1 protein-coding gene is annotated in these 14,540 nt (G+C 48.5%); it reads left to right on the plus strand.

Annotation, left to right across the window (positions count from 1 at the left end; all coding sequences use genetic code 11):
- The coding region (locus ABEW32_RS15265) for an SDR family NAD(P)-dependent oxidoreductase (protein WP_430188885.1) at positions 1-14,526 on the plus strand (14,526 nt) is incomplete at its 5' end.
- Positions 14,527-14,540: the final 14 nt, after the last annotated feature.

Genomic DNA, 14,540 nt, shown 5'->3' on the forward strand with positions numbered 1-14,540 from the left:
GCGATCATTGGCATGGCAGGAAAGTATCCAGGTTCGAGGGATATGAACGAATATTGGGAAAATCTCAAGGCAGGGAAGGATTGTGTCAGCGAAATCCCGCAAGAGCGTTGGTCGCTGGAAGGGTTCTTCCAGCCTGACAAAGAGGAAGCGGCTGCGTATGGCAAAAGCTACAGCAAGTGGGGTGGCTTTATCGAAGGCTTCGCGGACTTCGACCCCCTGTTTTTTAATATTGCACCGCGTGAAGCCCTCAGTATGGACCCTCAGGAAAGGCTATTTATTGAAGCCTGCTGGGAAGCAATGGAGGACGCGGGCTATACCAGAGAACAGCTTGCGGTACGGCATAACAGCCGGGTAGGTGTGTTTGCGGGGATTACCAAAACAGGATTTGATCTATACGGTCTTGATCTGTGGAGAAAGGGAGCGCAAATATTCCCGCACACTTCCTTTAGCTCGGTAGCCAATCGGATATCGTACCTGTTCAATTTGCAGGGACCAAGCATGCCGGTGGATACGATGTGCTCGTCCTCATTGACCGCGATTCATGAAGCGTGTGAGCATCTGTATCGCGGAGAATGCGAGCTGGCTATGGCAGGTGGGGTAAACCTGTATCTGCATCCACTGAGCTATGTCGGACTTTGTGCCAACCAGATGCTGTCCATAGACGGACAGTGCAAGAGCTTCGGAAAGGGAGGCAATGGCTTTGTTCCGGGAGAAGGCGTGGGGGTCGTCCTATTGAAGCCGCTGTCCAAGGCAATCGAAGATGGAGACCCGATCCATGCGGTCATCCGGGGAACGAGCATCAACCATGGAGGCAAAACCAACGGGTACACAGTGCCCAATCCGACCGCTCAAGGGGAGCTGATCCGATCGGCCCTGGAACGAGCCGGGGTACATGCCCGGACCATTAGCTATATTGAAGCTCACGGAACCGGCACAGAATTGGGAGATCCCATTGAAGTGACTGGTTTGACTCAGGCTTTCAGAAAGGACACGGCGGATCAGGGATTTTGCGCTGTGGGCTCTGTGAAGTCCAACATTGGACATTTGGAGGCGGCAGCGGGCATCGCAGGGATTGGCAAAATTGTCCTGCAGATGAAAAACCGGACGCTGGTTCCTAGCCTGCACGCCCAGGAGCTGAATCCGAACATTCCTTTTGAGCAGACGCCGTTTATTGTCCAGCAGGAGCTGGAGGAATGGAAGCGGCCGGTGGTTGAGCTCGATGGAGAGACCCGGGAGTATCCGAGGATGGCGGGGATTTCATCGTTTGGAGCAGGAGGCGCCAATGCTCATGTCATCATCGAGGAGTACATTCCGGAAGAGCAGATGCCCATTCGTGTGACAGCGCACAATCCTGTGATTATCGTATTGTCGGCCAAAAATGAGGAACGGCTGAAGCAGCAGGTCAAGAGATTGCTGTCCGTGATCGAGAAAGGAGAGATCACAGACAGCAATTTGGCGGATGCAGCCTACACCCTTCAAGTGGGTCGCGAAGCGATGGAAGAGCGTTTGGCGATAATTGCCGAATCGGTGCCAGCGCTGGTGGACAAGCTGGAAGGATTCTTGGAAGGCCAAGACGGGATCTCCGAGCTGTATCGAGGTCAGGTCAAGCGAAACAAAGAGGCGCTATCCGCACTGGTAGAAGATGAGGATATGGAAAAAACGATCGCTGCCTGGATTGGGAAACGGAAATACGCGAAGATAGTGGATCTGTGGGTGAAGGGACTGGCGATGGACTGGAGCATGCTTTACAGAGATGCCAAGCCGCAGCGAATGAGCCTGCCGGCTTATCCTTTTGCAAGGGAGCGGTATTGGATCACGGATATTACGATCCCATCTGTAGATAAAATCCCAATGGAATCTCAGGAAAAAGTAGTTCATATTCAGTCTCATGTAATGGAGCCTGCTCCTTCTAAAGTTCTAATGCGATCCGATTTTTCGAGTAGTTCTGAAAAACCAAACGGGATTTCCTTACGAAGTTTGTCGGCCAGTCAGCCGCAGCTTAGCAAGTCAGCCGATCAGCAGACAGCACCGATTATTTTAACTTCCCCGGAAGGGGGAATGCGCGCGTCAGAGAATGATAACAAGACGGAAGAGCAAGTGCCTGCTGCTCCTGTCCTATCCATATCCTCGGAAATATTACAGGAAGAGCTGACTACAAGTCTGGCGCAAGCTTTATATATAGATCAGGAAGAAATTGATGAGGATAAAAACTTTGTTGATCTTGGATTGGATTCGATTATAGGCGTAGAGTGGATTCGAAACATAAATAAACATTACTCCACATCTATAACAGCCACAAAAGTCTACGATTATCCAACTATACGGGAATTCAGCAAATTTTTAGAAAAGGAATTGGGCGATCGTGTGACTGGATTCATCATGCCGTCTTCTGCTGTGTCTATTTCGGATCAGACGCCTGCGAAGCATTTACCGCCGCTCGTTTCCTTAGAGATGGATAAGCAGACAGAGACCCCACTTCAGATTAATTTAATGCCGATATCGCCTGAAAATCAGCCGCAATTCGGCACGACTCCGTCTGGTATCTCTGCAGAGCAATTACGGGAACAACTGACGGCCAGCCTAGCTGAAGCCTTGTACATGGAACCAAGCGAGATTGAAGCAGATAGAAACTTTATAGATATCGGACTGGATTCGATTATAGGCGTGGAATGGATTCGAAATATGAATAAGCGCTACGGCACATCCATTGCAGCTACCAAGGTCTACGACTATCCGACTATTCTGCAATTTTCCGAGTTCTTGGCACAAGAAATCAATAAGCAGGGGGGCAAGAAAAGCTTCGTTCAGCAGCCCTTGGACACCATTTCAGACACGGACAAACCTATATCAGAAATCCATTTGCCACGAACAGACACGATCCAATGCTCTCCAGCGCAGCTGTCTAGGGAGGAAACGGTGCCATTGCGTCGGGTAAAAGCAGAAGAGGAATCATTACCGGCGACTTCAGAAAATCAAGATGCAATTGCAATTGTCGGGATTTCGGGAAGATATCCTGGCGCCGAAGATACACAGCAATATTGGGAAAATCTCGCTCAAGGCCGGAACTCCATTGTTGAAATCCCGAAGAATCGCTGGGACGTAGACCTGTTGTATGATCCGCGTCCGGCGCAAGAGGGGAAAGTAAATTGCAAGTGGCTGGGTGCCTTAGAGGATATAGAATATTTTGACCCGTTATTTTTTAATATATCTCCTACTGAGGCAGAAGGAATGGACCCGCAGCAGCGCATCTTTTTGCAGGAAGCTTATAAAGCCTTTGAGGATGCAGGTTATAGCGGCTCACAGTTGGGAAATAAAAAATGCGGCGTTTACCTTGGCATTTTAAATAATGAGTATAGTATGATGCGCTACAAAAATGAAGCACAGTTCAGCAATACTACCGGGAACAGCAACGCTATTGCAGCGGCTCGTATCTCCTATTTCCTTAATCTGAAGGGACCTGCCATATCCGTAGATACGGCATGCTCCTCATCGCTGGTGACAACTCACCTTGCTTGTCAGGCTTTATCAAATAAGGAGATTGAAATGGCGCTGGTTGGCGGTGTGTCGCTATACCTGACTCCTGAATCGTATGTAGGTATGTCTGCATCTGGAATGTTGTCACCGGATGGTCAGTGTAAAACATTTGACAACAGCGCCAACGGCTTTGTTCCAGGGGAAGGAGCAGGAGTACTGGTTCTGAAGCGGCTGAAGGATGCGGAAGCTGACGGAGATCACATCTATGGAGTTATTATCGGTACTGGGATCAATCAGGATGGAAAAACGAACGGAATTACCGCTCCAAGCACGAACAGCCAAATAGAGCTTGAGCAGGAGATATACAATAAGTATCAGATTGAACCTGAAAGCATCAGCTATGTTGAAATGCATGGGACAGGCACCAAGCTGGGCGATCCTATTGAATTAGAGGCTTTATCCACAGCTTTTAAAGAAAAAACAGATCAGAAGAACTTCTGTGCTATAGGTTCTGTAAAGAGCAATATCGGGCATACTTCGGCAGCGGCAGGCGTAGCAAGCATACAAAAAGTGCTACTATGCATGAAGCATAAGAAACTGGTACCGACACTGAATTTCAAGAACCCAAATGAGCATTTTGATTTTGATGATTCTCCATTTTATGTAAATACGCAATTGAAGGATTGGCAACCTTCTCACGGACTCAAAAGGCGTGCCGCTGTGAGCTCTTTTGGTTTTAGCGGTACCAATGCCCACCTTATTATTGAAGAATATCATCCTGAGGTTGGAATATCACCAGCAGACGACGAACCACATAGCCCCGTCCTTTTCGTATTGTCTGCCAAAAATGAGCAGCAATTAGTAACTTATGCCGAAAACATGAGAAACTTTATTGCCACTCAGCCTAATCTTAACTTGACAGATATAGGGTATACGCTGCAGATGAGCCGTGAGCCGATGAACCATCGTCTGGCTTTTGTGGCAGATTCAAAAGAGAATCTACTACAAGCGCTGGATGGCTTCGTTCACCATCAACGGCCAGCTGGAGTCCTGACGGCTCAGGTGAAAAAGGGCAAGGATGGGATCGTGCTCTTTGAGGCAGATGAAGATGCCAAATCCTTGCTTGAAACCTGGATCAAGAAGAGAAAATTAGAAAAAATTGCGGAGCTGTGGGTACAGGGGCTAACGATAGACTGGAACAAGCTGTATGGGAGCATCAAGCCTCGCCGGATTAGTCTGCCCACCTATCCTTTTGCAAAAGAACGGTGCTGGGCGCCCGAGCTAGACAGTAAGGCAGGCAAAGGCACAACTTCTGTCATGGCTGCAACGCTTCATCCTTTGCTGCACCAAAACACCTCCGATTTTTCGGAGCAGCGATTCAGTTCTACCTTTACAGGTCAGGAGTTTTTCCTGAAGGATCATGTGGTGAATGGACGCAAGGTGCTGTCTGGAGCTGCATCCCTTGAAATGGCGCGGGCGGCAGTGGAGCAGTCACTAGGGGCTGACGAGGACGACCTGGTCGGAATGTGCCTTAAAAACGTGGTTTGGGCACGGCCTATTGCCCTAGAGGACGGCCCAATACAGCTGCATATCGGGCTTTTCCAGAATGAAGATCAAGAGATTTCATATGAGATTTATGGAAATAACGGAGCCGATGATACAGAGCCTATGGTATATAGTTACGGCAATGCGGTTCGGAGATCAGCGCTGGAGGTTCCTGCATTGAAGCTTAAAGATTTGCAGGATACATGCAGCAGAAGCCTCCATCCGGCAGCATTGTATAACCTTTTCAGAGAGTTAGGGATTGATTATGGTCCTGGGCATCAGGGGATTGAGATGGTATATGCCGGAGAGGGTCAAGTGCTGGCGAAGCTATCCTTGCCCTCCTCAGTCGCTGACAATCAAGGCCAATTTGTCCTGCATCCAAGTATGATTGATTCAGCTTTCCAGGCATCAATAGGCTTGACGCTGGGCTCTCGCGAGGTTAAGCCCGCTCTGCCATACGCCATTCAGGAAGTTGAAATTATAAAACATTGCAGTTCCACCATGTGGGCGCTGATTCGATACAGTGCAGACAGTTCAGCAGGAGATAAGGCACAGAAACTAGATATTGACCTGAGCGACGAAACCGGAGAGATCTGTGTGAGGATAAAGGGTTATTCATCAAGAATTCTGGATTTAGACTCTATTCCCACAGACGCGCAGTCCAATTCTGGTACCTTTATGCTTGAACCCGTGTGGAAAGAGCAGGGAGTTACCATAGAGGGTGATTTACCTGTATATGATCGCCATGTCGTGATCCTTTGCCAGTCGTCCCAGATTTCTCGTGAACAAGTAGAAGCTCAAATAAGCGGCGCCAAGTGCATAATATTGCAACCTGATCACAACGGAATCGGGGAACAGTTCCAGCGTTACGCCATTCAGGTACTTGAGGAAATGCAAAGAATCTTCAGGGAAAAAAATCATGGCAAGGTGTTAATCCAGATTGTCACTAACGACCAAGAGGAGCAGCAGCTTATAACAGGGCTCTCAGGTCTTTTAAAAACCTCCAGAATAGAGCATCCAAAACTGGTAGGGCAGTTGATAGAACTTGAACAGGATGAGGCCCCGAGTGCAATCATAGATATTTTAAAAGAAAACAGCTGGAGTCCCGGGGACATCCAGATTCGGTATGAGAAAGGTAGACGGTGGATTTCCAGTTGGAAAGAGATTTCATTCTCTGCGGAAATTGTGAACTTCCCGTGGAAGGACAACGGAGTATACCTTATTACCGGCGGTGCTGGTGGCCTGGGACTTATTTTTGCCAGAGAGATTGTGAGTAAAGTTCATAATGCCGTATTGATTTTAACAGGGCGTTCCGCACTGGATGAGGGCAAGCGGACAGCAATAAAGAAATTAGAGTCATTAGGGGCACGAATAGCATATAAGCAGACCGATGTGGCTCAGGAGCACGCGGTGGCTGATCTAATTCGGGAAATAGAGGCAGAATTCGGAAGCCTGAATGGCATCATTCATAGTGCAGGAGTCATTCGTGACAACCGCATACTCCAAAAAAATAGCGGGGAAATGCTGGAGGTTCTTGCACCCAAAGTTCTAGGGGTATTGAATCTGGATCAGGCGAGCAAGCACCTGCCTCTTGACTTCTTCATTTTGTTCTCGTCGGTTGCCGGAGGGCTGGGCAATCAGGGACAGGCAGACTATTCTACCGCCAATGCGTTTATGGATGCTTATGCCAGATACCGGAACGCTTTGACAGGATTACAGCAACGCCAGGGGCAAACGATATCCATCAATTGGCCACTATGGAAAGAAGGCGGGATGTATATTCATGAGGAGACGGAGAAGCTGGTAAGGCAGCACACAGGCATGGGCAGTATTTCAACTTCTTCTGGTATTCAGGCTTTGTACCGCGCCATGCTTACGGGTGCTGATCAGGTTATGGTGCTGGAAGGCAATCTTGAGAAAATGAAAAGAGCAATAGGCTTAGACATTCCAGAAACCAGACAGCTTGAAAAGGCGACGGGTGCTTCAGCAAGTATTTCAGCCATTTCCACGACTGACGGGAATGCCGCGCCGGACCTGCTGGACAAGGTGCAAATCGCCATGATGCAGGCGGTATCGAAATTGCTGAAAGTCAAGCTAGAAGATATTGATGCCTATGTAGAACTGAGTGAATACGGCTTTGACTCCATTTTGCTCACGCAATTTACCAACAATATCAACCACTTGTATCGGCTTGATCTGACTCCTGCCGTATTCTTTGAATACACTACGCTTCATGACTTTTGCAGGTACTTAGTGGACGAATATGCCACCTTGCTTGGAGAGCAATTTATCGTGCAGACCCGGACTGAGCCTGCCACGCAGAATGGAGAAGATGACAAGGGAGACTATATCCGCAATAGACGCCAGCGTTCCCGATTTGCCAACGATAATATGCAAGCTATGCCGCAGCAGACCCAGGCTGGTTCTGAACCCATTGCAATTGTAGGCATAAGCGGAGTATTTCCTATGTCCCGGGATGTAGATGAATTTTGGAGAAATCTTGAAGAAGGCAGGGATTGTATCACTGAAATACCTGAAGATCGCTGGGATTGGAAGGCGTATTACGGTGATCCTGCAGATGAGACCAATAAAACAAACATCAAGTGGGGCGGATTTATTGACGGGATCTATGAGTTTGACCCTTTATTTTTTGGAATTTCACCGAGGGAAGCTGCACTCATGGACCCGCAGCAGCGTCTGTTAATGACCTATATTTGGAAGGCGATTGAAGATGCAGGCATTCAGGCGGCGGGACTGTCGGGAAGTCGTACAGGCATCTTTGCAGGAACTGCGAATAGCGGCTACAGCGGAATGATCTATCAGGGAGACGTGGGTGTGGAGGCATATTCCTCTAGCGGAATGGCACCTTCGGTAGGACCCAATCGAATGAGCTATTTCCTTAATATTCATGGTCCGAGCGAGCCTGTTGAAACTGCCTGCTCCAGTTCGCTGGTGGCCATTCACCGGGCAGTAAGGGCTATAGAGGATGGAAGCTGCGAAATGGCAATCGCAGGCGGTGTCAATGTGATTATCACACCTGAGCTTCATATCAGCTTCAATAAAGCAGGGATGCTGTGCGAGGATGGTCGATGCAAAACCTTCTCTGATCAAGCCAACGGTTATGTGCGCGGTGAAGGGGCAGGCATGGTTTTCCTGAAAAAGCTGAAGGACGCTGAAAAGGCTGGAGATCATATTTACGGCGTAATCCGAGGCACAGCTGTCAATCACGGTGGCCGGGCCAATTCCCTGACAGCACCAAATCCGAGGGCACAGGCGGATTTACTGGTAAATGCATATACAAAGGCTGGTATCGATCCAAGAACAGTCTCTTACATCGAGGCCCATGGGACAGGCACCGAACTGGGTGATCCCATTGAAATCAACGGACTGAAAGCAGCCTTTAAAGAGCTATATGAGAGTACAAAGGGACCGGGGATCAAAGAGCCCCATTGTGGCCTAGGTTCGGTGAAGACCAATGTTGGACATCTGGAGCTGGCTGCCGGAATCGCTGGTGTCATCAAAGTACTGCTTCAGTTGAAGCATAAAAAGCTTGTTAAAAGCCTTCATTGCGATGCCATTAATCCCTATATCAAACTTGAAGACAGTCCTTTCTATATCGTCCAGGAGACGAGTGAATGGAAGCAGCAGCAAGATGCTTCTGGGCACAATATTCCTCGGAGAGCGGGGGTTAGTTCTTTTGGCTTCGGCGGCGTCAATGCTCATTTGATCATCGAGGAATATGTTCCGAAAAATCAGGAGAAAGAGCCAGTTACCTTCAGTGCCCAAAAGCCGGCTATTGTTGTACTGTCAGCCAAGACTGAAGGACAGCTGCAAGATCAGGTACGGCAATTGCTGACTGCAATCCGGGAGCGCCAGTTCACAGACGGCAGTCTGGGAGATATAGCCTATACCCTGCAGATGGGGCGCGAAGCGATGGAAGAACGTTTGGCCTTCACTGCGGTGTCTCTCTCTGAGTTAGAGGAGAAGCTAAAGGGATTTGTTGAAGGACGGGAAGGCATCCCTAGCTTATATGTAGGGCAGGCAAAACGCTATAGAGAACAGGAAACACGAGCGAGCGCGGCCGAGACGATTGAGTCGCTGGCTAGTGAGAGCGACTACGCCCAAATCGCACATCTGTGGGTAAAAGGCGCATTTTTTGACTGGGACGTGCTGTACGAAAAGCATAAACCAAACCGTATCAGCCTGCCTACCTATCCTTTTGCCAGAGAACGATATTGCGTAACCGATACCCACAACCTGAGGGGTGCCAACGATGTTGTGCTGAAGCAGGAGACGTCAGCTATCATTCATCCTTTACTTCAGCGAAATACGTCCGATATTTATGGACTTCAGTTCAGCTCTACTTTTACGGGGAGAGAATTTTTCCTCGCTGACCATGTGATTAAGGGACAGAAGCTTTTGCCCGGAGTAGCCTATCTTGAAGTGGCGCGAGCAGCAGTAGAGGAAGTCGCTACACCTTCGGAAGCAAATCGGATTTATGTTCGTTTAAAAGATGTATTATGGCTCCGGCCTGTGGTAGCTGGGAAGCGGCCAACTGCTATAAATATCGGGCTCTACCCGCAAGACGGCGGAGAAATTGCCTATGAAATCTACAGCAAGTCTGAATCAGCGGATACAGAGCTAGTTGTGCATAGCGAAGGCAGCGCAGCGATTGCTCCGTTGGCTGAGATTCCTGCCATAGATATTGAGGGTCTGCTGGAGCAGTGCAATCTGGGAACCTATTCATCCCAGCAGTGTTATGAGGCGTTTGCAGCCATGCAGGTTTCCTATGGGCTAGGGCATCAAGGAATTGAAAAGATCTACACTGGCGTGGATCAGGTACTTGCCAAATTGTCCTTGCCTTCTTCTATTTACCAGACCATGGGACAGTTTGTGATGCATCCTAGCTTGATGGATTCCGCTTTGCAGGCGTCCATAGGCCTGATGATGGACACATACGGCGCTGCCATGTCTGACGGAAAAGTTTCAATAAAGCCGGCTTTACCGTTCGCATTGGAAGAGCTTGAGGTGTTTAGTGGCTGCACATCAGAGATGTGGGCTTGGGTCCGTAATCGTGAAGGCAGCAGACAGGATGGTCCAGTGCAAAAGCTGGATATTGATTTGTGTGATATGCAGGGGAATGTTTGTGTAAGCATGAAGGGCTTGACATCGCGAATTGCAGAAGGAGGAACAGGGGGCTCAGATGAATTGACGATATCTGAGACTTTGATGCTTGAGCCTATATGGGAGGAACAAGCCCTTGTCCCGGGAGGAACAGCACCTGAATATCGGCAGCATTTGGTCATTTTATGTGAACCAGCACATATTTCCGGGGAAATGATTGAATCACAGATGAACGGGGTGCATTGTCTTATCTTGCAATCCGAAGAGGAAAGCATGGATGCACGCTTTAGAACTTATGCAGCACAAATGTTTGAGCAAATTCAACAGGTGCTTAAAACCCAATCCAAACACAAAACATCGATTCAACTTGTCATTCCGGTACAGGATCACAGACAGGTATTCTCTGGACTTTACGGACTCTTACAAACAGCACAGCTTGAGAATCCCACACTAGTGGGCCAACTGATCGAAGTGGATATGGAGGAAGATGCAGCAGGTATTATAAATATCCTGCAAGAAAATAGCCGCAAGTTCATGAGTTCACATATCCGCTACCAGTGGGGCAGACGATATGCTGCCGCATGGACGGAAATCAAATCCTCGCAGGAAGTGAACCGTATTCCTTGGAAGGACAAAGGGGTTTATTTGATTACTGGCGGAACCGGCAGCCTTGGTTTGATTCTGGCTGAAGAAATGGCACGACAGGCTAAAGATGTCGCGTTAATTCTCGTCGGACGATCTATGCTCCGTGGTCACATCAAAGCAAGGATTGAGGAAATAGAGGCTCTAGGAGCAAGAGTCGTATTTCGGCAGGCCGATGTCGACGATAACAGAGCGGTTGAGGATTTGGTTCGGGATATTCGTGAAGAGTTTGGGAAACTGGACGGGATTATTCACGGTGCAGGAGTAACCAGCGATAATTTTATGATTAAAAAAACAGAAGAGGAATTGCAGAAAGTATTGGCGCCAAAGGTTACAGGATTAACGAATCTGGACCAGGCCTGCAAGGATATTCCGCTGGACTTTTTCATTCTATTTTCATCTGTTGCAGGCAGTCTTGGGAATATAGGACAGGCTGACTATGCTGCTGCCAATGCCTTTATGGATGCCTATGCCAGATATCGCAATACACTTGTAGAACAGAAACAACGTTATGGGCAGACGCTTTCAATCAACTGGCCGCTCTGGAAGGAAGGCGGAATGCGTATTGATAGTGAAACGGAACAAATCATGGAGGAAATGGGGATGTTCGCTATGGAGACCGACACAGGAATGCGGGCTTTGTACCAGAGTCTGGCTTCTGGAAAAGATCAAGTCATGGTATTGGAAGGACGTGCCAGTCAGCTCAGAGAAACGCTCCTGCAGCAGCCATCCCTGAATCAGCCTGAAGCCGCTGCCTCTATGATCATGGAGAGCAGAAAGGAGCCTGGAATCGGTCAAGACCTGCTTGCCGACAAAGCGGCAAATTATTTAAAGCAATTGCTCGCAACATCCATCAGACTGCCAGCAAGGCAGATTGAAGCCGATGCCCCTATGGAGAAGTATGGAATTGACTCTATTATGATCAGACAGCTGACACGTGAATTGGAGAAAACATTCGGTACATTACCCAAAACGTTGTTTTTTGAATACCAGAGTATCCGGGAACTCACCCAATATTTTCTTGAAGCTCACCAGAAGCGGCTGATTCAACTGCTTGGAATGGAGGAAGAGGTCAACGCCGTCCAAGCGTTTACGTCTTCCACTGTGAAAGAGAACCCGGAAAGGCCGCTTTCCAGCAGCCGAAGACAAGCTCGTGAAATGCCGGCTCAGGCAAAATTGCTGGATCAGAAAAAACTCCAACCGCAGCCGGAAGCAGCAGGTGGTACGGGGGATATTGCCATTATCGGCTTATCGGGCATGTATCCTGAGGCCGAGAATGTTAGAGAATTCTGGAGTAATTTGCGTGATGGGAAGGATTGTATTACAGAAATTCCTAAAGAGCGCTGGGATCACAGCATATACTTTGACGAGGAAGGGAACAAGTCTGGAAAAGCTTACAGCAAGTGGGGAGGCTTTATCAAAGGCGTGGATCAATTTGATCCGAAGTTTTTCAATATCTCTCCTAGAGAAGCAGAGATTATTGATCCACAGGAGCGCTTGTTCCTGAAATGCGTCTATGAAACGATCGAGGATGCAGGCTATACACGAGAAGGGCTTGGACTGGAAAGGAATGTAGGCGTTTTTGTCGGAGTTATGTACGAAGAATACCAGCTTTACGGGGCGCAGGAGCAGGCTAGAGGCAAAATGATTGCCGTTCCGGGGAATCCGGCCTCCATTGCAAACCGTGTTTCTTATTTCTGTAATTTCCACGGACCCAGCATGGCTGTGGATACGATGTGCTCATCCTCATTGACGACCATACATCTTGCCTGCCAGAGCTTACAGCAAGACGAGTGTGAGCTTGCCGTTGCTGGCGGTGTCAATGTCTCCATTCATCCGAACAAATACCTGATGCTTGGGCAGGGAAGGTTCGTATCAAGCAAGGGACGATGCGAAAGCTTCGGAGAAGGTGGAGATGGATATGTGCCGGGTGAAGGCGTAGGGGCCGTGTTGCTCAAACCGCTGACCAAAGCAATAGCAGACGGCGATCACATATACGGGGTCATCAAGGGAACCGCTGTGAACCACGGCGGAAAGACCAATGGCTTTTCAGTTCCAAATCCTAAGGCGCAGGCTAGTGTAATTGGAAGGGTCTTTAAGAAAGCTGGTATAAACCCCAGAACAATCAGTTACATTGAAGCACACGGCACCGGGACATCTTTAGGTGATCCCATTGAAATCGCTGGATTGCAAAAGGTTTTCCAGGAATACACGGAAGACACCCAGTTCTGCGCCATTGGTTCGGCAAAATCCAATATAGGGCATTGCGAGAGTGCGGCAGGGATTGCAGGAGTGACTAAGGTGCTCCTTCAGCTCAAATACGGACAAATCGCACCTTCTCTACATTCAAGCATACTCAACCCGAACATCGACTTTAGCAATAGCCCTTTTATAGTTCAGCAGGAGCTTGAAGAGTGGAAAAGACCGGTCGCCACGGTAAATGGGAAGACCGTTGAATACCCAAGAATTGCAGGTATTTCTTCTTTCGGTGCTGGAGGCTCCAACGCACATGTGCTCATTGAAGAATATGTCCCTGAGGTGCAGGAGACTAGACAAGCTCCTATGATATTGCAGAGCCCGGCCATGGTCGTGCTGTCAGCCAAAAATCAGGAGCGATTGTACGAGCAGGTGCAAAGATTGCTTTCTGCACTCAAAACACCGGAATACGCGGAGGCAAGCTTGGAGGATATAGCATTTACCCTTCAGGTGGGACGGGAAGCTATGGAGGAACGGTTAGCAGTCATAGCTAAGTCTACAGCGGAGCTTGAAGGAAAGCTGGAGAGCTTCCTAGCGGGGAATGAGGAAATCGACGGACTCTATTCAGGTCAGGCAAAGAAAAATAAAGATATTCTGACGGTTCTTGAAGCAGACGAGGACATGGAACAATTGGTGGATATCTGGATAAGCAAGGGCAAGTATTCAAAGCTGGCAGAGCTGTGGGTTCAGGGACTACTATTTGATTGGAACAGGCTTTACGTAAATGTCAGACCTCATCGGATGAGTCTGCCAACCTACCCATTTGCCAAGGAAAGCTATTGGATTTCTACGTTTGGAAGCCAGTCCAAGGAAGTCAAGACGGAGCTCCCTGTAGTTGATATTCCAGCACAAAAGCAAGAGCCCGTTGTTTTCAGCCCTCCTACTGCCAACGCTAATGTGCAGGTACAGACATTGGCAAAGGTACCTGAAAAGCCGCAGGGTATTTTGCTGCGCTCAGTCTCTGATATCGAGAAGGTAGCCGACGCGCCCAACAAGGCAGCTAAGCCTGCACAATTGAAGCCTGCTCCCCCGCAGCCTAAACCTATCAATTCTACACTGCAGCCCGCTGTCCGGGATGAGGTGAAGCGGCCTGCTAACGGATCTACGGCTGTACGGGTGGATGCATTGGAGAAAGAGCTAATTGAAAGTCTTGCGAAATCCTTGAGTATGGACGAAAAGGATATTGGTCGAGACGATAAATTTATCGATATGGGACTGGATTCTATAATAGGCGTAGAGTGGGTACAGGACGTGAATAAACGGTTTGGAACGGCTATTTCAGCAACCAGAGTATATGACTATCCTAACATTAAAGAATTTTCCAGATTTTTAGCAAAGGAATTGAGCAAATCGGCGGAAGCCTCAAATCAAGCGCCTATAGAGTCCACCTCTAAGCAGCCCATGCAAGCGTTGATCCAGAAGGTACTGCAAGGTGAATTAAATGTTGAGCAGGCCGATCAGTTGTTCAAGCAATTACATTCATAAATTTCCAACACGAT

Source organism: Paenibacillus jamilae, from assembly GCF_050482105.1.
Lineage (GTDB): Bacteria > Bacillota > Bacilli > Paenibacillales > Paenibacillaceae > Paenibacillus > Paenibacillus jamilae_B.